This window comes from Roseovarius sp. THAF9, from assembly GCF_009363715.1.
Taxonomy (GTDB): Bacteria; Pseudomonadota; Alphaproteobacteria; order Rhodobacterales; family Rhodobacteraceae; genus Roseovarius.
Genome location: NZ_CP045406.1, coordinates 52149 through 71935, shown reverse-complemented (window position 1 = coordinate 71935; position 19787 = coordinate 52149). Strand labels below are relative to the sequence as shown.

The following is a 19787-nucleotide window of genomic DNA, read 5'->3' as shown; positions in this document are numbered from 1 at the left end:
TCGCTGCGTTTGCAATATGCTGGCACAGCTGGCGGTTGGTAGAGCGGACAGAGAGATTGAAGCAACCTGGACCTGTCGCGTATTTGTGCCGCCCCAAGTGCTCGTTTAGGCCACTTTCCGTTCGAAGGCGACCGGGCTTTTCCAGCCCAGTGCGGAGTGCCGCCGCCGCGGATTGTAGAAGCCATTGATGTATTCGAAGATTGCCATCTCAGCTTGCCGCCTTGTTGCCCATGACCGCCGCCAGATCATCTCGGCCTTGATGGTTTTGAAGAATGTCTCAACGGCCGCGTTGTCATAACAATTACCTTTACCGCTCATGGAGGCCCTGAAGCCATGCTGGCGCAGGATCTTCTGGTAGTCATGCGAACAGTATTGGCTGCCGCGATCACTGTGGAAGATGCAGCCCTTGGGCGGCGACCTGAAGGCAATGGCCATCTTCAAGGCCCGGATCGCCAGATCACGCTTCATACGGTTGCTGACAGCCCAGCCTATCACGCGGCGGGAATGCAGGTCCAAGATGACTGACAGATACAGCCAGCCCTCGCGGGTCCAGATGTAGCTGATGTCGCCTGCCCATTTCTGGTTCGGCCCGGCCGCACTGAAGTCGCGATTCAGCAGGTTCGGGGCGATGTTGAACGTGTGATCGCTGTCGGTTGTTGCCTTGAACTTGCGTGTTCTCTCAACGGTAATCCCGTTCGCACGCATCAAACGCCCAACCCGGCGGTGCCCCACATCGACGCCAACCTCCTTCAGTTCCTCGGTCATTCGTGGGCGGCCATAGCTGCCCAGGCTCAGCCGCGACTGCTCCTTGATGTGCGCTAAAACGACCATATCCATGCGCTGCCTGCGGCTGGCCGGACGGCTGCGGAAAGCCCGCAACCCGCGAGTGCTGACGTTTAGAACTTGACACAACCGGTCGATCGGGAAGGCCCCACGATGTTCTTCGACGAACCGAAACCTCATGGCTTTTGGCTCGCGAAGAACTGGGTGGCTTTTTTTAGGATGTCCCTCTCCTCCTTGAGGATGCGGTTCTCACGCCGAAGCCGTTCGTTCTCCCGCGCAAGCTCGCGGTCCTCGGGCGAGACAACATCTGTGTCGCGGTGTGCCGTCACCCATTTGTTCAAGGTCGAAAGCCCAACGCCCAAATCGTCGGCAACCTGACGCCTTGTTAGCCCGCTGGTCAGCGCAATTCGCACTGCATCCTTGCGGAATTCATCCGTTCTTCCTGTGCCCATAGTTCGTCTCCTTTGTTGCAGTAAATGCTATCAAAGGAGCGGCATCAAACCGTGACAGGTCCAACCCTTATGTGATCAGCCGATACGCTAAGGGAGAAACCGAAGTCACTTAACCAATGTGATATCGTGGATATTCGTAGATAATGATAAAAAGAACAAAAGAGACGACGCAACTTAAAGGGTGACACAATGCGATTTGTAAGCCGCGAGACTATTGCCCCGCCGGCAGCATTCTCGCGTCCATCGGCGCAGGAGGGGCGTCGCACTTTGCTGGAGTTGTTCTCTCGAGACACTCAGAAGCTTGCTCAGTCGCGCGGGACCGTCTTTCTGGACGAGGAAGCTCCCAGCAAGAGTGAAGAGGTGCGCAAAGCACTGTCGGAGCTTTTCACGGGAAGATGCGCCTTCTGCGAAAGCCCGACAAAAGATCCTATTGTCTACCGCTTCCGACCCGACGGTAATGCCGAGCCGGTGGAAGACTACAGCGTATCGCATCTCTACTACGTTTGGCTCGCGGAGGCTTGGCAGAACCTATATCCGATTTGCCGGGGCTGCATGCCAAGCGATCCTTCCTACTTCCCGGTGAAAGGTCGACGCGCGCGGCTACCCGACGTCGCGCTTCTCGAACGCTTCGCCGATCGCAACGATGGGCGGTGGCCGGACTTCCCTCTCGAGGAATCTGCAGAGTTTTTGGACCCATGTTGGAACGAGCAGTTCTGGCGTAGCCTGTACTTTCGGTCCACTGGAGAGGTTGTTGGCACCAGTCGACGCGGCCGAGAGACCGTCCAGCATTTCAATCTCAACAGAGAAGAATTGTGGGAGAGTCGGCGGCGTGCGATTGAAGAAGCGGTTAGCCGGACAGAAAGCGAGATCTTGCGCGATCCGTTAAAGCCCCCGCGCGTTGATCTTGGCCACGAGGGCGCATGCGAGCTTTTCTTGCGTGAGGTCCTCTTTGAAGCCCTTGGCCGAACGGGCCCGAGAGATCGGAGCCGTCAGATCGCCCGGTTGGCGCGGATGGACGATGGGGCAAATCGGCTCCGCGCCGCAATCAAAGAAGTCGATGCGCGTATCATTGAGGACTTGCCCGACGCCGCGAGCGCCAGGCCATCGCAGGGACGCACTGTGCTCACATCGTTCTCAGTTCGGAACTTCAAGTCCCTTGAGGCAATCGAACTTGATCTGGATGTACCGGAGCCCGGCAAGCCAGCCCCGGCCCTTTTGATCCTGGGTGAGAACGCTACCGGAAAAAGCACGATATTGGAGGCGATCGCGCTCGCGGTGATGCCTGAGACCGCGCGGGCGAAGTTGCGCCTAGAGCCCGCGAAGATGGTGCTTGACCCGCGCTTCCTCGGTGCACCCGATCAGTTGGCTCCTGTGGAAGCCAAGCTACAGGCCAGGTTCGGCGATGACACCGCCATCTCTGTCACGCTATCGCGCGACGGGCTCGGTCAGTTCTCCCAAATTGGTGAGGCTGTACTTCCCGTCTTCGCTTATGGCGCCTATCGCCAATACTTGAAGGGCGACCGCAGATTTGTTGCCCACATACATGTGAGATCGCTGTTTCATCCCGATGAACTGCTGCCGAATCCGGAACGCTGGCTCTTGAAGCTGGATAGGCCCGAATTCAACATGGTGGTACGCGCCCTACGTGAGGTCTTTAACATCGAGGGCTCGTTTGAAGTCCTGGAACGCGACGGTGACAGGATCTACGTGGTGGTCAGTCCCGAAAATACCACGGACGGCCCATTGCTTCGCACCCCGATTGAACTTGTATCCTCCGGCTTTCGCGCGGTCTTGGCCATGCTTTGCGACATCATGCAGGGCCTTATGGACAAGCGTGTCAATCATGGTTTCACCTCGCTCGAGAATGCCACGGCGCTTGTGCTTATCGACGAGGTGGAGGCACATTTGCACCCGCGCTGGAAAATGTCGATCATGACCGGGTTGCGAAAAGCGCTGCCGGGGGTGACCTTTATCGCTACGTCGCACGATCCTTTGTGTCTGCGCGGCATGAAGAAGGGTGAAGTAATGGTCCTCGAGAGGATCTCGGGCGATCAGGCAAGCACAAGTCTGCCAGTCTTCACCCACAGCCTCGTCGATCTGCCCGACAACGACAACTGGACAGTAGAGCAGCTTCTCACAGCGGACTTCTTTCAGATGCGATCGACCGAGAGCCTTGAGGCGGAGCGGCGAGCAGCGCGGATGGAGGACCGCTTGGCGCAAGGAGCAAACCCTGCAGAAGACCCCGAGCTTCGGGATTACTTGGCGGAGCTCTCGGCCGACCTGCCTATCGGCCACACCGAAGTGCACAGGCTTGTGCAGCAGGCAATAGCCGATTTCCTGCGCGAACGTCGGCAAGCAAGCGACGAAAAGCTACGTGGTCTCAGGGAGCAAACCCGACGATCTATCCTCAACGCGCTCAGGAGCGTGGGATGAGACGGGTCGAACGCAGTGAGGCAATTCCGGAGGACCTCAATGAGAAAGGGGCGGCGGAACTTGAGAAAGCCATCCAGCACTTCGAAAGCAACCCTCCCAATCCGGATAGTTTTTCGTTCCAGCGTTACAAACTGAAGTCGGTGAAAGACGCGCTTGAACGGATTTTCCACGGCAAGTGCGCCTATTGCGAAACGTTCTACGCCAGTACGCAGCCACTCGATGTCGAGCATTTCCGTCCAAAAGGTGCGGTTGCCGGAGAAACCGGGCACCGTGGCTATTGGTGGCTTGCGGCGGACTGGGACAATCTTCTACCCAGCTGCATCGATTGCAATAGGAAGCGGAATCAGATCACACCTAAGGGCGAGACGTCGCAAGTTCGGCTACTCGAGGACACCGTCGGCTTCTCTGCCGCCGTCACTGTCGGATCTGGGAAGAAGGACAGCTTTCCAATAGCGCCAACCGGTGTACGCGCCAGGAGCCGCACCGATCCAATCGCCGCGGAGAAGCCGCTATTGCTCAATCCGTGCGAGGACGAACCTGAGCGGCACCTGACGTACTTCTTTGATAGAGAGCACCCGGTTTCCTTCGTTCTCGCAAAACATCTCGCCGGGGATCCGGATTTTTCGGGCGACGACGGGTTAAGCCTGAAGGGCGCTACGTCAGTACATGTCTACGGACTGAACCGGCTTAGGCTGGTGCAAGCGCGGACCCGGCTTCTGCGGCGGCTCGAGTTTCTGGCCGATCTGGCGATAGACCTCAAACAGCTGGCGGAAAACCTGAAACAGAAGGCGGACCCGGAGGTCGTTCGCGCTGGTCAACAGGTGGACGCATTCGGCGACCGTACACTGGCGGAGCTTGTCGGCATGTGCGCTGAAGACCAGCCGTACTCGGCGATGGCTAAGGCATGGATGCGCGATTTTCAAAACCGTCTCGAAGCGGCATAGCAGCCCATCTGTCGTTCGCGAAGTCATGTGAACGGCTATCTGGCCACACTGCAGTTTTTCACTAAGGGTGCACCGCCGCCTGTCGGTTCAGTCGACGAAGTCAAACGTGTCCGGCAAATTCGGAGGGCGATGCTGCGCCTGCTCGACTGATCGGTGGATCTTTGCACCTGGTGGAATCCATCGCCTTTCTTTGAGTGGAACGCTCAGGCCGAAAAGTCTAAGGCGCTTCGAATGGGAACGAAGCCTGCGTGGTAGAAACTCCACAAAGCTCCAGCCAAGGGTCATTGAGTCATGATGCTTCGCATGGGCGTTCGGAGCGACGTACTTCTCCGCACGGCCCAGCACCAGATCGTTGACAGTCCGTGTCACGAATTGAAGCTCCGTTTCCTTCGCTTCGGTGATCATCCAGGCAAGCGGGACCTTCGCAAGCGCCGACGAGGCTTCAGGGTAACCGCCTCCTATGTCACCATGAACGCCCCGAAACCAAACTTCCTTCGCGTCCTGTGGTTCGGACTTCGAAGCGTCGAAGCGGTTCGCACTGTAGTCTTGTGTTTCAGGCCAGAGCATCGGTTCGAACATCGTTCGGCGTTCGTCAATCGCAACCGCATGGCGGATCGATTGAACCGATGAATTGGTCGAGGTGTGGGCATTGCTTCTCAGTCGAAGCCCGAACCTACCGGTCTCTATGACCGACGCGACTGTATCGAAGAGACCAAGCATTCTGATTGGCGGTCTGTCCGCTCGGAGGGCCCGCTCGAACAAACGCATTTCGGCAAATGCGTTTTCCCTGCCGCCCTCCCCGATCCGCTTGTAAGCGCGATAGACGTAGTCGAGTAGATTGAGGTTCCGATTCTCCATAAGGCCAAAGGCGTGGATGAAACCTGCGAGGACCCGCGCGGAGTAGGCTCCTCTCGAAAACCCAAAGATGAAGATCCTGTCGCGGTTGCCGTCTTCATCCCGCTGATAGTTCTCAACCAGAAACCGATAGGCTTCCTTGACGTTCTTATCGAGACCATAGCCCGTCGCCAAACCGAAAATCTCCATGAACTTTCGCCAGATTCCGAGCCAGGCAAGACCAATCGTGCCTACGCCTGGATCATACCAGACGATTTGATCCTCCGATTTCTTGAGTGTCCCGTACAACCGAAGGACATTTGTTCTGTCGGCTGAAATCTCATTGGAGGTCCCGTCGAAGAGGATCACAATGTTCTTTGCCATTCAATATCCCCACTACTCTGAGCAGATAAGCTCAAACGGAATGCTCCACGTCTCCATTAGCAAGCTCGAGGTTGCAGCGAGAAGCTCCATGTGATCCTTCTTGGCGAGCTTCTTTGAATAGCCCGGTTGCACGGCGCTCACCTCGAAACGGTAGGTCAGCTCCGACCAGCGGCCAAGCCAGTTGTTGACGATAGACGCATCACCGAGTTCGTATCGGGAATTCCCACCCTTTCGGAGCCGATCACCCTCGCGCTTGCGGAGATGTTGAAAGAAGACCCTAGGGTTCTCTCGCCAACGAAGCGATTTCTGGGATTGACCGCACACTTCGTAGAGATCATCGATCCGGGATCCCGGCGTGTCTTCGCTCGAATACTTGCAGTGGAAGAGATGCACGAAAATAGTATCACCGTCTTCCTTTATGCACACGATATCCGCAGCTTCACCGGTTCCGTCGTCATCAAATACGACGTCGAACCGCCCAGATGAGATCAACTCATCTATCATCGAGCGTTGGATGGAATTCTCGATCTTCAGCTTGCCCTGTGACTCCACGCGAATGTCGACGCCGCCCCAATCTCGTTCGATCATTTTCCCAGGGTCAAACGGCTCAATGCTTTCGCGATCAGGCAACTTGAACAACTCGGAATCCACGAGCATGTCGCCATTTCCGTAGTAGATGTGTGGTGGGTCTTCCTTGAACCACTCCTGGATTGTCAAGCTTCTTCGACCCAATGAAACTGAGATCGGAACGGTATCAACTTGGCGATAGACGGCAAATCCATCCTCGATTGTCATCTCGAACTCACAGGAACTATCATCAATAGAAATCAAGATACGGACGGGCCCTTCATCAGAAAAGCGACCAACTCCAATGTCGCAGTTTAAGATTGGGTGCCGTCTGCCATTCACCGTTAGTTCGACCCGTTCCTCATCCTGATCGAGTATTCGTTCTGGCCACACGATGGCGACCGGCGTAAGGCTTGGCATTCTCTTTTGTCGTACCGGGCGGATCAGATTTTTCAGAAACGCGTCCGTCGGGATGCTGTCATCGAGCACCTTTCGCCCAAGATCGTGGCACCAATCGATCCACTCTCCAAAGTTGTTGGTGGCATCGTAGGACCAGAACTTGCCTTTGCGGGAGCACCCGATAGTGACTTTGCCTTGGTCGGTGTAGCCTTGCCCGAACAAATTGGTTTTCGACCTGTTCCGGTTGCCCGGAAGCGTATCGATATGCTCAGTGATATCGGTACCCATGAATTGCGAGTACCTCACGGGACGCCGTTGGGTCTCACTCAATCCGAGCGTATTGAGACAGAGCCTGCGAACACCGTTCAAGCACCTGTAGACTTCTTCCCCACCAATCCTTGAGACACCATCGCCGCAAAGCTTCTTGGCCAGCGGCTCATGCATGTCTTTGAGACGCGAAGAGTGGATAAAGAGCAGGTCTCGCTCTCCATCCCAATGAACCATGTAGAGATTGTATTCGGTGTTATGGACGGCACGCGAAGTTGTCCACTTCGGCTGATCCTGATCTCTCTTGACGAAGATTGCTAGGTTTTCGTGCGGGTTGATGTGCGGGCCCTCCACGATAGAGGTCGGAGGGAACACTTCCTCGATCAGTTCTGGCTGCCAGACAACCCCGCTAGTCTTGTAGATTACGGTGCTCATGCGAGGACTAAGCGTTTCGAGCGGAAACCGCTCTGGCGCAGCCGTGAACCCCTCAAAAACAGCCTCTCGGCGAACTTCGCGCTCCGTCCTTGACTGGCCGATGTTGCTAATCAGACGGTTCCAGTCAGCATCCTCCGCATAAAGCGCTTTCAGCGGTTCGTTGATGTCACCTAGCGCCACGTTCGCAATGACGGTCGCGTCACCGAGGTCACTGCGCGCGCGCGTGAAGCGACCAATGAACTGGAGCGTCACAGCTTCAGACCTGTGTTTATCATGAAGCGCGGCGATCTTAAGGTCCGGTAGATCGAAGCCTTCACCTAGCATGTTTACACACAGTACGATCCTCGACTGTCGGGTCCGTAATCGTTCGATCGCGTCCCTTCTCTCTGAATCAGAAAGTCCGCTGTGTAACACCATGGGCTCATGCTGCGGGTACTTGGCTCGATACAGGTGTATCAACTCTTCTGCTCGAGCCTGCCGAGCGCAACGAGCCATCACTAGGTGATCAAAACCATTCTGTCTGTCTTCTTCCAGCACTTGACCGACCAAGTCGACGATCTGCTCGTCAGTATCGATGTCGTCAGCGCCGCTGACTGGGAGGTACTTGATGCGCTTGAAGTAGCCTTCCTCCTGAGCCTTCCATAGCGGGTAGACATAAATGTGGCGGCCATCCACTCGCACCTTGTCCCGCCGAAAGGGAGTAGCAGTGAACTGCAGCACTTTTGTCTTTGAAAAGTAGGACCTGAAACGTCGCCAGGTCTTGGCGCCGATGTGATGAGCTTCATCCACGAAGAGGTGGCTCGCGAGCTCGGCCATTCTTTGCTGAACAGCGCTTGCTGCCTGTCCGGCCACGTTCATCGTAGTCACAACTACGTTGGCTGCATGAAAGACTTGGTCGACCTCTTCGACTGACTTTGGCCTTCTGGTGAGAGTAGCGACGACTGGTCTCGCAACAAACTCCGGCAAGCATCCACAGGCCGGGAGGATTCCGAGACTCATGAACTTTTCGGAAATCTGAGTTCGGAGGGCGTCGTTGGGTACGACGATCAGCAAACGCGGGGCCACAACCGCTGTGGCCAATGCGATCATGGTCTCTGTCTTTCCGGTCCCTGTCGGCATGACAATTGTACCGGGATTATCCGATACACTCCAATGAGCGAGCGATGCATGAACAGCACCTACTTGAGGAAGACGAAGGCCGGCGGACATTACCGCGTCAGACGCGAGCTTCTCTTCGCGCAACTCGAATTTGCCGTCCCAAGCGGCTTGGACTGCCTTGGTTGTTTTAGCGAGGAGTTCCGGTTCGCACCGCGTAGGGTTGAGAGGTTTTGGTGTTAGTCTATCGGCAGTTCCTCTCGAAAGGCTCGAGATGCAGGCGTCGACCGATGAGGCATCTTCGATGATGAAGACCTCATCGGCTTCAATCGATGCGTTGGTACGTCGGTCGACAAAAGCAATTCGATAACCGTCATCAGCCTCACCAAGCACGCCTTTCAACTGTCGTTGGCGCAACTCGCTCAAAAAGAGCTTCCGCTGGCGAGGCGGCATCGCAACCTGCTTTACAAGAGCGCCACCTATGCGTCCGTGAACCCCAATGAGTTCCGGAACCGCGAAAAGGATGCTCTGGGCAAAAAGGTCAACCATATGATCCCAACAAATAGTGTGAAAATGCTGACTTTGCCACAACAAGTAGCAATGGCAACGGTTGGTGTACGAAGGACAGGCGCTGCTTTCAGATCTGAGTTTGAGCTGTCGCCTACGGTGGCTCGGGCCGTCAGTCCTGTCGGGTAGATAGCCTATGCAAACCAATTGCATTTCTAATGCATCACAAAAGGTCTCATTGAAAAAATGCCATGTTTCTGAATCGGAATGGGATTAATGTCGTCGAGTATCGTACTTTGGAAGATAGAGGGGGACCGATACTGCATCGCTTCCCCGATCTCGACGCCGTTCCTCTTCGTACATCGCCAACGACAAGAGAATAAGGGCTTCGTGCGCCAACTGTAGCATTCGAACGGTGTGACGTTGGAACACGGTCAGCTCCTCCCGATCAATTGGGCTGTCGTCGTGCAAGGCGAATTCACTGCATAAAACAAGACAACGGTGTTCGAGCAAATTTCGAAGGCTGCTTAGATGGGCAGCAGTCGGTTCGATCGAGTCATCGTGTGAGCCTCTTGATCCCAGGATGTCGAAGGAGAGCCAATAAAGACCGCGCAGCGCAAGGTTGGGACGATCATGAAATGGAACCGCGAGGGCATCTCTTCTCCTTGGGTCCGTATACCATATGCCTCTGAGGTCGACTTGGTTCGGTCGCCTCCCCAACTTGAAAAATGTGTTCAAGAATCCCGCTATCTTATCTAGCAGCCCATAAGCTGTTCTAAAGGACAACCGCAGTTTTTCTGCACCTATGGAGAACTCCGGGTAATCCAACGTATAAATTAAATGGGTGCCGTCATCGGCAAAGTGCCTTCCGCGATCCTCGAATGGCGGACCCTCCACCGCTTCGTGGAATAGTAAACGCGCGGCTACAAACTCCTGCTTTAGCTGGTTATACCAACTTAGATAATGCGGCGGCTCTTCGAGTCCGTAGGTGTGCGACGGCAAGTGAAGCGGATCTAACGCCGCGATGGGATATGGACCAATCACAACCAAAGGGTTGAGGAAGAGGCCCATCTCTAGCATACGCTCTCGATAGATGCGCTCTTCTCCCTGTCCAACTTGCCAAGCGTGCATATCGGTTTCAGCAAGTACTGCGTCCACATCGACTGCGTCTCGAACTTGTGCGGCCTGCTCTGAGACAGCCGCACGCATTTCAGGGTAATCACCGTCCCACTCTACATCCCCGTTCAGGACGCGTTCGAAGTCCTGCCAAGCATGTGCAGCGAGAACGGCTCGATGACCGTCATCGTAGATCATGCGCGCCAGCGTCAGACGTGCAAGACCTCGATTGGCGATCGCCATGGCGAAGTTGGGGCTCTCTCTCAGAACGGTTTCATAGATCCTGAGTGCCTCGACCGGCCGACCGAAGGTGTTCATGTTGTTTGCCAGGTTCGTCCCGATCTGGGCCCGTCGCGTCAGCGATATCTGAGCAAAGGTCCGTGCGGTCCGTGCGCGTCGGAGGTACAGGATTTGCCTTTCCCTGTTTGGTTGCCGCCAGGCCCAACTCCGCGGCTCCTCCGCATCTTGTAAAGCCGCGTAGATATTGGCTCGAAAGTAATGGAGCAATGCGTCCAAGTCTGTTGAAGCTGCCAGCTTCTTCTTGCAAATGGCGTCGAGACGTCGAAGCTCTTCTGATCGTCCCTCTAACGCCGCGTCATCAATTCGGAGCGCGAGTTCGTCGAGTTCAATGTTCATTTCATCTTGCATACACCGCAGTCCCTATATTCTGTCGGCTTCGGTCGACGTGCCCAATCATTGACTGCGTGGAACTTGTGAAAGAAGGCAGGATTGTTGCGACAGCTCAGCGAATGCTGCCGTATCCCCGTCACGCGCTTCTGTTGAGAGTATCCTCGATCTCTCTGATCGACGACAGGATCTCCCCGAAATCGGGGGCATCACCAAAGATCATCGCTTGCGTGTTGTCATAGTCCCTGGCCAAGCGATCGATCATGTCGCCGATCGGTCGAAGAGCGAATGTTCCAGGTACCGCGGCAGTAAGATTGTAGTCCGGTCTGTTGAAGAAGGTTCGGGCGTGCTCGATACAGTCCATACCGAGCGGCAAATCCGCGACAGCCGAGGCGCCAACATCCGAGGTCAAGAGCGAGTGCAGGTCGTAGTAGTGCCGCGAAATCCGCTGACCGTCCTGACGAAGCTCACCGCGCCGCTCGAACCAGCTGCGAAGACCGTGAACAATCACGATCTTGTCCCAGAAAGTTCGCTCGGCGTGGATCGTCGTGACATCCGGTACCCTGAGATCCAGTGCGTCGAGATCAGCATCGATGTAGGGCGCAATGGTGACAGGACGATTCGGATCGAGGGCGGATTTCGCGCCTGACTCGATCTTGACCGCGGCCTGCACATATCCGGTCTCAGATGCATCCACCCGCGGATACCAGACCAGCAAGGTCTGAGAAGTTGGATCGCAATCGTCGATCTCGACGCGACCCGCCCCACCCGTGTCGGTCGCCAGAATTTCGGAGACGGCCACCAAAAGCTCTGTGGTGATATATTGGCTGCAATCCGCGGCAATCGCGTCAAGAGCAGCCTTCCGCTTCTTGTTAGAAAGCGCCGCGATCTCAGCAGTGCTCCCAGGGTGACCGAGGTCATCCCTGAAGACGGTGACATCAATGTCCTCCGAGAACCGGTTGATCAGACCATAGGCCTTTGAAAGCGAGGTGCCGCCTTTGAAGAGTAGACGCGGGCCGCCCTTCTCCAGCCGATGGTAGAGGGTGTTGAGTGTCCAGCACACCCAGAAGTCCTTCTCGATGTTGATCAGGGGGGCACCGAGCCGCCGGGCCGTCGTGAGGAAGAGGTCAGCGCGGTCAGCGGGCTCCGCGCGGATGACCTCCAAGAACGCCTCTGTCGTCATGTGTTTCTCTCCGCACCTGCCGACATGATCGGTTTGCGCAGGATGTCCTGCATCCAGATCGGCATGGCCGAGAGCCCGATGCGAAGGTCCTCGGTGAGTTTTGGCCCCTCATTACTATCGGTCAGGAGCTTTCGAATGATCCGATCGATCTTCGAGCGCTCGGTCTCTCCCTGCATGGCATCGTGGACCCAGTGCAGTGCCTGAACAAGATACATACCAGGACGTCCCGCCCAGTAGAGTCGGCTGGGCGCAGCATGCTTGAAGACGATCTTATGGTTGCCCAGTTCGATGGGTTTCAGGCGGGCATCGACCAGGACTTCAATCTTGGCTGGAACGGCATTTGTCAGGCCGAGAGTGTTGGCCGCGGTCATTCCGTCTACGACAAAGCGCGCCTTGTCCCGCCGTGCGACAGCTTCTATGACAGCGCGATAGTCCGGTGCCGATGGTTTCCCGGTCAGCTTGTTGAGTCGCGGCTTGTCGTAGAGGCCGCGTTCGATACGACGGAGTTCGCCGGACTTGGCAAGCCGTTGGAGGGCCTTGTCGACGGCCTCGCGCGAACCGGCATCCGCAAAATCTCCTGGCGTCCAAACCTTGGCAGGTTCGGCACTGATCCGATCGAGGATCTGAGTCGGCAAAGCAGCATGTGATCTAGCATCCATCATGTCCGAAGATTACCGCATATTTCGGACACAAGCGAGTCCGAAGTTTGCTACATATTTCGGACATGCAGACCGTGAACTCACTCTTCAAAATTGGCTTTCGACGAAGTGAGGTTCAGACGACGCCGAGATTGGAAGAGGGGACAATAAATAATGAGGCTATCGCGAACCGAGAATCGCCTTATAGTTGAACCACATTGCCACACTGCGATTGAACCCGAAACCAGTCACATTTTGGAGCAATTTCATGCAACTATTTCGGCTTTGCCACACGAGTCTACTGCTTACATGCATGACCATCTTCCAAGCGTCCGCCCAGGACCTCGCCGAGTGCCCCAACCCGTTGTTCGAGTGCATTGGCCCTGGATCGGGTGGAAGTCCTCCAGGCAATCCACCCGATCCAATTTTCAAACCAGTCGCACCTTTCACGGACAGCTATGTTGATTTCAATCGGTCTTTTGGGGTCATCCGAAATGGCGCGCTTACCGTTTCCCCAGGATCGCCGGAGCTCCAGTCCGACTTGGCTGACTTTCTGACGCGCAATCGCACTTTGATCGATCCGAATACCGCCTACCTGCTTTCTCCTGGCTCGGTCATCGATGCCGATGCCGCAATCGATGGTTTGATCGTAGGCGGTGGGGCACTAACACAATGAGCTTCGTTGGATCGATTGCGGGGTATTTCTTCGTTTCGGCCGGTGTCGGATTCTTGCTTCCGTTTCTGGGGGCGTTGGCATTTCAGCGCGAATCCTGGCGAACCGTCGGTCCGCTCCTACTTGCACTGGCCCTCGTGGGGGCCTGTGCGGGGTTTGCGGGAGGTATGAGCCGGGCTTCGGCTGTTGGCGATGTTATCCCTGCATTTCTTGGGCTGTTGGGTGTCGTTGGAGTCTACCTTTTCGGTGTGGACCAGTCGCGCGGAATAATTGCTTCCTTTGGCGCCGCTGCGCTTTCGATTGCGTTGCTCATCGGTTACGCGTCCGGCTCCCAATATCGGGCCAAGCCCGAAGATCACAGGGATATCCGAGCGCATTGCGCACGTGCATACACGGACGCCGACCTCTTGGGGAATGAGGCCGCCTTTGAAAGATTCCGGCAACAAATGGGAAACCTGTGCGATGCTTCAATGTTTTGGCGGGTGACCACAAGTGAGAAGGAAGAACAGTAAGATGAGTATTCGCTTGATGCCTGGGGTCCTAGGTGCGTTTCTGGCCGGTGCATGGCCAGCTACCGCGGAAGACTTCACATTCGCCTCATGGAACATCGCAAATCTACATCATGAGACGGGCATTCCGCTTCGTGAAGGCTCCCTACCGCGCGAAGATGTAGACTATGAAAGGCTTGCGGCCGTAGCCAACGAGCTTGATGCCGACATTATCGGTCTTCAGGAGATCGGATCTCTGGCCGCTCTGGAGAGAATTTTCTCTCCCGATGCTTACCATCTTGTCATGTCGGACCGTTACCAAGTTGGTGACGAGGAAAAACCGCCGGAAGAGCGAGATATCTTCACGGCTGTCGCCCTGTCCAGAGAGGCCTTCCCTGACTTGCCGTCGATCGAGACTGTTAGCGCGTTTTCTATTCAGCACATCGATCTGAACCAAGCATTGGATGCGGCAGATATTCGACCGACCCGATCAGCAATTCATGTCCAGTTCGAGCTCGAAGGGGAGCAGGTGTCGTTCCTAAACGTGCACCTCAAGTCTTCCTGCCATCAGTATCCTCTCCGAGATGTCGAAGATCAGAACTTTTTCAACCAGCAGCCTTTCGGTTCGAGGTTTGATTGCAGGACCCTTAAGGCGCAGTTGGCGATCCTCGAAAACTGGATCGAGGTTCAACATGCGCTCGGGGTCCGTGTGGTCGTCGCAGGAGACTTCAACCGGCGACTAAACATCGCATATCGCAACCCGACCCGGTATGAAGATTTCTGGGCCGAGTTGAACGACGGGCAGCCCGGAAACTTCATGTTGAGGAAAGGTCCAGAGGGTCGCGACAACGTATGCTGGCCAAGCCACGAAGACCGGTTCGACGAACATATCGATCTGATCGTCTCCGATACAGAGTTCCTAGCCCGCTTCGCGACCGCAAGCTTTGACAAAGTCGGCCTCGGCTTTGACGAAGCGCCCGAGTATGCCGGAAGAGCTCGTCAACGGTTGAGTGACCATTGTCCTGTGCGGCTTGTGGTTGGTGGGTAAGAAGTGAGCTTACCTTTAACGAAGTCGATCTATCATTTGGACCATTACTTGTCCGCTTCACCACACTGAGTCTCCCAATGGAAATGGGAGACAGAAGCTCTCCTGACACTCGCGAATTCACATTCAGGAGCGGGCGCGCCGAGCCTCTCAGGGCCTGTTTGGAAAAGGTGAACGAGCTGCCAGCTTTTGAACCGCACTCTTTCGGCTTCCCATCGATCGAGAAACCGGCCTCGGCCTGATCTCCCGTCTCTACCAACTCTAGCGACCCCTATCCGGGGCGCCTCCGAAGCGACCCGAGAACGATGATCATACGAAACTCAACGTATTCGGCGCAGGCTGCGGCGCAACGCGCGGTTGCCCTCGTCTGGGTCATCCTCTCCAGGGTGTTTTCCCCCGCCTTTCCAGTCGTCTGACACGAGCCATTCCTCGAAATAGATCAGCCATAGACAGGTCCAGGGGATGATGGTGAGGTCCAGACGTTTGCTGGCGTCCCATTGCCCGGTCCCGGGCAGATAGAGACAGAGCCGATCCGGGTTGTGGTATATATGCGGCAGGTCGCGTCCACCGGCGAGCAACCTCAAGTCAGGTTCTACGACCCGAACATCCGGCGTCCCGTCCTTCTCCAGGACAAGAGTGACCTGATACGACCGGGAAAGCGGCGTCGGTTGCGCCTGAAAACGCCATTCCAACCGGCGCGGACCAAGCACCCCCGCGCCAGCTATCGTCTTGGACCTCTGCAGAAACAGGTACTGCTGGGGCAGTGACAGCCGGTTTCTTGTGGTCGATCCCGCCATCGCGTCTAGTCCCCGAAAAACTCGTTCTTGAGAACGGGCGTCGAAGCGGCCGATTTTTGGGTTGTCAGGCCGACACCGGCACCAAGCATGAGAGCGCCCGTCTTGCGCCCTTCGTTCAGCGCATCCATCCGCCGGTTCATGGTCCGGGCAACAAGTTTGTCGCCCAGGTTGTCCTTCATGGAGCCTACAATCGCGTCGAGGCCAACGAGGTCACGCAGGGATTCGAAATCCGCAAGCGCCTTGCTGTGCCATTTGTAGAAAGCCTCTACCCGCGCGGGTTCTTCATTCCAACGCTCGGCAAAATTTTCGCCTTGGGTGGTCTCGTTCCAGACCGCGTAGATCTGGCGACCATTGACCAGGGGCCGCTCGATGAAAACCGGCATCAGGCGGATCGTGTCGATCAGAACCTGAAGTTCGTCGGCGAAAACGTGGCGCCTGACGCACATCTCATAGGATCGCATGGCCAGGGTCGTGATGATGATCGAGATCGGTGCAATCTCCTCCTGAACATGCAGGAATTGCAGATCCCGGTGACGCTTCAGGAGCTGCACGGTCCGTCGCAGAATGCCCTTGACTGACTGACGTACCGGGAAAGGCTCTGTCGTCGCCGCATCGCGCTGTGCCGCGATAATCGACTGCGTCATCCTCGGGACCAGAGCCGCTCGTTCGTCGAAGAGCGTCCGATAGGCCCGAGGATTCGTCGCCTGCCAGTCCTGCAGTTTGCGATCGGGCACCAGCTCACCGCCGTTCATGCAGTTCGGATTGGCAATGGTCGGGGAGATGTCGAGGTGAAAGTCACCGGAGTAGTTCAGGCGCCAGCAGCGCTTCTTTTCTTCCAGGATCGACGCGTAGTAGGCATGTTCGCGCAAGCGCTTTCCGATTGCAGCCTTCAGGCGCGCCGGTGCGATTTCCGGGCCGAGGCCGAGGATGAAGCTGATCAGGTCGACATCGAACTCGTCGCGTCCGATCGGTTTGATCGAGGTGCCGAGTGCGCCAGAGCCGTGCAGGTAGACATGAAGGGAAGCAAGCATCGGGTCACTCGATCCGGCCAACCAGTCCGCGACTGCTTCGTAGCTGGTGCGGGCCTTCTCGAACTGGGTCTGGGTCCATTCCAGCTCCTGGCAGATTTCTTCAAGGATCGTGAAGACCTGCGCCCGCCGCTGAATGGCGGTATCGGTGAGGGGGTGCGAGAAGATCTGGTTCATGCCGCGTTCCGTTCGAGTTGATGCACGGGCACGAACGGCTCGGCAGGTTGCTGGAAGAAGATGGGGATCAGGGTGGGGCTCGCGTGCCGGGCGCTCGAGGCGCCAAGCCCCTTGAGCCTCTGGATCTTGGTGGTGTCGTCGAGGGAAAAGAAACCCTCCGGCACGCTCGGCGAATACCGGTGAACAGCCGTCCGGTCATGCGGATCGCCTGTCAGATGATGGGCAATGCCGAGCGCACCGCGGGACTGCCCGTCCATGAAAAGACTGAGCGCCTTGAATCCGAGTCCGGCCGTGCCGGGGGATTCAGGCAGCATGTAGACCTCGTCGACACAGCCGAGGCTCAGGATGTGCAGATCCTGCGGAGACCAGCCAAGCATCGAGATCGCTTCTACGGTCGCGACGCCCGCCGGATTGTTGCACCAGGTGCCGCCATCAAGGAGCCCGACATCATCCACCGTCTTGTGGCGCGCGAAATAGGTCGGGGCGGCCGACGTCGCCATCGCGGCGTCTAGCGCGGGCTTCCGGTAATCCTTGGTGAGCCGCGGATGATGCGACGTCTTGTAGATGTAGACGCTGCGCTGATCGGCATCCCAGGCCGGGATCAGCAACCGGGTCTCCGCCTCGCCGATGAGCTTGTCGCCAAGGACGGCGTGGAGCTCGTCCCGAAGAGTCGATGCCTCGTGCTTCGGCTTGACCAGGTGACGCAACGACGCGCGCGCATTCCGGGCCTTTCGTCCGAGCCAACTCCTGTCTCCCGCTTGCCCGAAGATCGTCGGCCCGCGATTTTCATAGAGTTCCAGAAGGGTCTTGGCCCGGATGCCGAGGGCGAGGCCGATCGCGAGAATGCCCCCGGTTGACGTTCCCGCAATCAGGTCGAAGTAGCGGCCAATCGGTTCATCAAGGTCTTCTTCCAAACCCGCCAGGAAGGCTGCCGGTTGGGTGCCTTTGATGCCACCGCCATCGATGCACAGGATACGTCTCATGATTCACTTAGCCTTCCGGGGGGTAGGGGTCTTTGCCGTAGGTGTTGCGCTCGCGGATGCGACCGTTGGTTCCGTGGATGAGCATTTCCGAGCCCTGATTGCGGGCGATGTCACGCGCCTGGGTGATCGCGGATTGCTGCGTCGGGTGGATGGCCGTTGCCTTCGCATTGCCGGCGCCTTTCACGGCCCAACCGTCCTTGTGGGGAACAACATGCTGATTTTTCTTGGTCATTTTAATCTCCAAGTGCCTTTTTTTCTTGACGATTCGTCAATCTTGTGTTGATGTATATAGCAAGAAATGTCGTTTATCAACCGACGTTTTCACGGGAGCAGACCATGTTTGGACAACGGTTGCGACTGGCCCGCAAGAAGGCGGGCTTGTCGATGCAGGGGCTTGCCGACCGCACCTCACCAAGGATCACCGCACAGGCCATCAGCAAGTACGAGGCGGACAAGATGAATCCGTCCTCCTCGGTGTTGGTCGGTCTGAGCAAGGCTCTGGGCGTGTCGCTCGATTTCCTGATGGGGGGTCAAGTCGAAGAGCTGGTCGGTGTCGAATTCCGCAAGCATTCCAGCACCTCCGCGAGGGACCGCGCCCATGCGGAGGCCATCGTCATAGAGAGGCTGGAAGACTACCTGGCGATCGAGGACATCCTGGAGATCGCACCGCCGGATGACCCGTTCGGCGATCTGGTGTCCGATGTCGTCGAGAGCTACGAAGAACTGGACCTGTTAGCACGAGAGCTGCGAAGGCATTGGAAGCTCGGAAACGATCCAATTCCCAGCATGTCGCGGCTGCTTGAGGACAAGGGCATCAAGGTCATCGAAGCCGATTTCGCCGAGCGCTTCGATGGGCTGGCCTGCGAGGTACGTCGCAGTGAAGGCCGAAGTTCCACCGATGTCGTTGTGGTTTCAAGCCGCACCAATGTCGAGCGCAGACGGTTCAATCTGGCCCATGAACTGGCGCACCGTGTCATTCGGGTGACCGGAAACCCGGCGATCAAACTCGAGAAGGCGATGAACCGTTTCGCCGGTGCGTTCCTGATACCCACCGATCACCTGATCGAGGAGGCCGGTCCCTCTCGCAGCGGCATGACCTATATGGAGATCATGCGACTGAAGCGGCTCTATGGCGTGTCGGCAGCCGCGATGCTGATGCGTCTCGGACAGGTTGGCATCCTGCCCCAGTCGATGATCGACTACGCGTTTCGGACCTACGCACGGCGCTGGCGCACCAGCGAACCGGACGAGATACGGGATGACGAAGGGTTCGGTGCTTTCGAGCATCCGCAGCGGTTTGAGCGCCTGGTCTGGCGAGCGCTCGGTGAGGAGCTGATCTCGCCGGTACGCGCCGCTCAGATGCTGCACCTATCGCTGTCCACCGTTGAAGAGAACATCAGGGGATAGTGCGTCTCGTGGCCCGCGTGATCGTCAACGATGCCAGCTGTTTGATCGATCTTCGGAAGGGTCGGTTGTTGCACGTCCTGTGCACCCTACCCTACGAGTTCATCGTGCCACTGCCCGTTCGCGCCAGCGAGATACTGGATTTCACACCTCAGGAATGGGCACTCCTCGACGGTAGCGGCATGGCGACGTATGACCTGCCGCCTGCCCAAGTCGGCCAGGCATTCGGCATCAAGAAACGGCACGGACGTCTGTCGGCGAACGATTGCTTTTGCCTCGTGACGGCACAGGTGCATGCAGAAGCTATTTTGCTCACCGGAGACCGTTTGCTGCGGCGCGTGGCCGAGGACAACGGGATCGCCGCACACGGCGTTCTATGGGTGGTCGACCAACTACTGAGGGACAGCCTTTGCGATCCCAAGCTGCTTGAAACGGCATTGACGCTTTGGCGGGACGACAAGGCGGTCTTCTTGCCAAATCAGCTCATCGATAACCTGCTGCGTCGGCTGCGATAACGGCGGCATATCG

The 19787-nt window shown here is 56.9% G+C and carries 17 protein-coding genes; 7 read left to right on the top strand and 10 right to left on the bottom strand.

The genetic code is table 11. The features are described from left to right. Nucleotides 1–105: 105 nt before the first annotated feature. Nucleotides 106–1235, bottom strand: a protein-coding gene (locus FIU86_RS21230) for an IS3 family transposase (protein WP_152477368.1) whose coding sequence is annotated in 2 segments (ribosomal slippage) — nucleotides 106–1001 and nucleotides 1001–1235 — 1131 coding nt in all. Because the reading frame shifts where the segments join, the coding sequence is not laid out codon by codon here. A 189-nt stretch (nucleotides 1236–1424) separates the two neighbouring features. Between FIU86_RS21230 and FIU86_RS21220 the strand changes: the two genes are divergently transcribed. Together FIU86_RS21220 and FIU86_RS21215 are read left to right on the top strand one after the other, a co-directional pair. After that, nucleotides 1425–3668: an AAA family ATPase gene (locus FIU86_RS21220; protein WP_152477367.1), complete on the top strand. Its 2244-nt coding sequence runs from the start codon at nucleotides 1425–1427 to the stop codon at nucleotides 3666–3668. Then, nucleotides 3665–4612, top strand: a complete 948-nt coding sequence (locus FIU86_RS21215) for an HNH endonuclease (protein WP_152477366.1) — start codon at nucleotides 3665–3667, stop codon at nucleotides 4610–4612. The genes FIU86_RS21220 and FIU86_RS21215 overlap by 4 nt, the downstream gene beginning before the upstream one ends. A gap of 87 nt (nucleotides 4613–4699) precedes the next feature. Here FIU86_RS21215 and FIU86_RS21210 read toward each other — a convergent pair whose 3' ends face one another. From FIU86_RS21210 to FIU86_RS21190, 5 genes are all read right to left on the bottom strand, one after another. After that, on the bottom strand, nucleotides 4700–5830 hold the full coding sequence (locus FIU86_RS21210) for a DUF2235 domain-containing protein (RefSeq protein WP_057795715.1): 1131 nt from the start codon (nucleotides 5828–5830) through the stop codon (nucleotides 4700–4702). Between the two features lie 12 nt (nucleotides 5831–5842). Further along, entirely contained in the window at nucleotides 5843–9142 is a 3300-nt protein-coding gene (locus FIU86_RS21205; RefSeq protein WP_172977603.1) for a DEAD/DEAH box helicase, read from the bottom strand. Between the two features lie 231 nt (nucleotides 9143–9373). Then, nucleotides 9374–10864 carry an LA2681 family HEPN domain-containing protein gene (locus FIU86_RS21200; RefSeq protein ID WP_152477364.1) on the bottom strand — a complete coding sequence of 497 codons (1491 nt, stop codon included), beginning with the start codon at nucleotides 10862–10864 and terminating at the stop codon, nucleotides 9374–9376. Between the two features lie 118 nt (nucleotides 10865–10982). Next, complete coding sequence (locus FIU86_RS21195; RefSeq protein WP_152477363.1) at nucleotides 10983–12026, bottom strand: nucleotidyl transferase AbiEii/AbiGii toxin family protein; 1044 nt, start codon at nucleotides 12024–12026, stop codon at nucleotides 10983–10985. Next, nucleotides 12023–12685, bottom strand: coding sequence for a DUF6088 family protein (locus FIU86_RS21190; protein WP_152477430.1), 663 nt, complete (start codon nucleotides 12683–12685; stop codon nucleotides 12023–12025). The genes FIU86_RS21195 and FIU86_RS21190 overlap by 4 nt, the downstream gene beginning before the upstream one ends. A gap of 292 nt (nucleotides 12686–12977) precedes the next feature. Between FIU86_RS21190 and FIU86_RS21185 the strand changes: the two genes are divergently transcribed. From FIU86_RS21185 to FIU86_RS21175, 3 genes are read left to right on the top strand one after another with little or no spacing between them, the layout of a single operon-like run. Continuing rightward, on the top strand, nucleotides 12978–13340 hold the full coding sequence (locus FIU86_RS21185) for a hypothetical protein (RefSeq protein WP_152477362.1): 363 nt from the start codon (nucleotides 12978–12980) through the stop codon (nucleotides 13338–13340). Beyond that, complete coding sequence (locus tag FIU86_RS21180) at nucleotides 13337–13849, top strand: hypothetical protein (RefSeq protein ID WP_152477361.1); 513 nt, start codon at nucleotides 13337–13339, stop codon at nucleotides 13847–13849. Before FIU86_RS21185 ends, FIU86_RS21180 begins: the two co-directional genes overlap by 4 nt. Before the next feature lies 1 nt (nucleotide 13850). Further along, the gene (locus FIU86_RS21175; protein ID WP_152477360.1) at nucleotides 13851–14873 is read left to right on the top strand and encodes an endonuclease/exonuclease/phosphatase family protein; all 1023 of its coding nucleotides are present in this window, start codon (nucleotides 13851–13853) and stop codon (nucleotides 14871–14873) included. A gap of 317 nt (nucleotides 14874–15190) precedes the next feature. Here FIU86_RS21175 and FIU86_RS21170 read toward each other — a convergent pair whose 3' ends face one another. From FIU86_RS21170 to FIU86_RS21155, 4 genes are read right to left on the bottom strand one after another with little or no spacing between them, the layout of a single operon-like run. Next, nucleotides 15191–15667 carry a hypothetical protein gene (locus FIU86_RS21170; protein WP_152477359.1) on the bottom strand — a complete coding sequence of 159 codons (477 nt, stop codon included), beginning with the start codon at nucleotides 15665–15667 and terminating at the stop codon, nucleotides 15191–15193. Nucleotides 15668–15672: 5 nt separating this feature from the next. After that, complete coding sequence (locus FIU86_RS21165) at nucleotides 15673–16872, bottom strand: nucleotidyltransferase (RefSeq protein WP_152477358.1); 1200 nt, start codon at nucleotides 16870–16872, stop codon at nucleotides 15673–15675. Then, nucleotides 16869–17855, bottom strand: a complete 987-nt coding sequence (locus FIU86_RS21160; RefSeq protein WP_152477357.1) for a CBASS cGAMP-activated phospholipase — start codon at nucleotides 17853–17855, stop codon at nucleotides 16869–16871. The genes FIU86_RS21165 and FIU86_RS21160 overlap by 4 nt, the downstream gene beginning before the upstream one ends. Nucleotides 17856–17862: 7 nt before the next feature. After that, on the bottom strand, nucleotides 17863–18087 hold the full coding sequence (locus tag FIU86_RS21155; RefSeq protein ID WP_057795883.1) for a DUF2188 domain-containing protein: 225 nt from the start codon (nucleotides 18085–18087) through the stop codon (nucleotides 17863–17865). A gap of 104 nt (nucleotides 18088–18191) precedes the next feature. On the opposite strand from FIU86_RS21155, the gene FIU86_RS21150 reads away from it, so the two are divergent. Together FIU86_RS21150 and FIU86_RS21145 are read left to right on the top strand one after the other, a co-directional pair. After that, a complete protein-coding gene (locus FIU86_RS21150) occupies nucleotides 18192–19262 on the top strand; it encodes an ImmA/IrrE family metallo-endopeptidase (RefSeq protein ID WP_172977602.1) in 1071 nt (356 codons plus the stop codon). A gap of 8 nt (nucleotides 19263–19270) precedes the next feature. After that, a complete protein-coding gene (locus tag FIU86_RS21145; protein ID WP_152477356.1) occupies nucleotides 19271–19774 on the top strand; it encodes a PIN domain-containing protein in 504 nt (167 codons plus the stop codon). Nucleotides 19775–19787 lie beyond the last annotated feature (13 nt).